This window comes from Dyadobacter sp. HNCC25DJ187 (assembly GCF_056895255.1).
The window spans coordinates 1-716 of the sequence record NZ_JBXHAT010000013.1 but is presented as its reverse complement, the minus strand read 5'-3'; the positions used below and the strand labels follow the sequence as shown (position 1 = coordinate 716).

Below are 716 nucleotides of genomic sequence, written 5' to 3'. Positions count from 1 at the left end.
TGAATAGCCATTGCATTCGCTACGCCTTGATAGGTTTTGCTTCTGATCCGTTCGTTTGCAGGATTGTTCGTACTTGATGTATTCCAATGTAATGGGTTGAAACGTTTGCCGGATTTTGAAATCTTGTACACAGGTTCCACCATTAGTGTCGGTTCGAGCAAAGGCAAGTTCTTCAGCCAAAGTCCCGTCTTTTTACTTTCTGGATGTCCGAACATATATGGCTCAACATATTGCTCAGGAGGTCTGATGTATGTTGATATAGCCCCCATCGGATTTTCAATTGCTATTCTAGGAATCGGAGCCTGCATCAACTTCCATACAAAATTGATTGCATCCAGTCGTTGCCTCCAACGCTCTGGATTGTTCGGAAAATGTCGGTTTCCAGTTACTGTTAAATAGGTACACGGCGGGTGTGCGATCATCAAATCCCATCCATCACCAATAATGTCGAAAACATTTCCTTGGTAGTGATTTCCTGGAATACTGGTTTTTCTCAGGTCGCAACTCCATGCGTCGTGGCCCAATTCGGCAAATGAATTGCGAACAGTTCCGGAGAATTCACACGCCACAAGAATTTTCATGGTTCGACTCTGTTAAGGTGCATCAATAAAAGGTTTGAAAGAATTGATTGCATTGTTGTAGGCAGTTTCAAATTCTTCTTTGGAGCAGGGTTGCCGACCATTACAAGGAATGTTGGTTCTTTCAATTGTGTAATA

At 42.7% G+C, this 716-nt stretch carries 1 protein-coding gene; it reads right to left on the bottom strand.

The genetic code is table 11. From position 1 onward, the window contains the following. Window positions 1–581: hypothetical protein (locus tag AC1XUE_RS25775; protein ID WP_483358873.1), on the bottom strand; the 581-nt coding region annotated here is incomplete at its 3' end. Window positions 582–716: the final 135 nt, after the last annotated feature.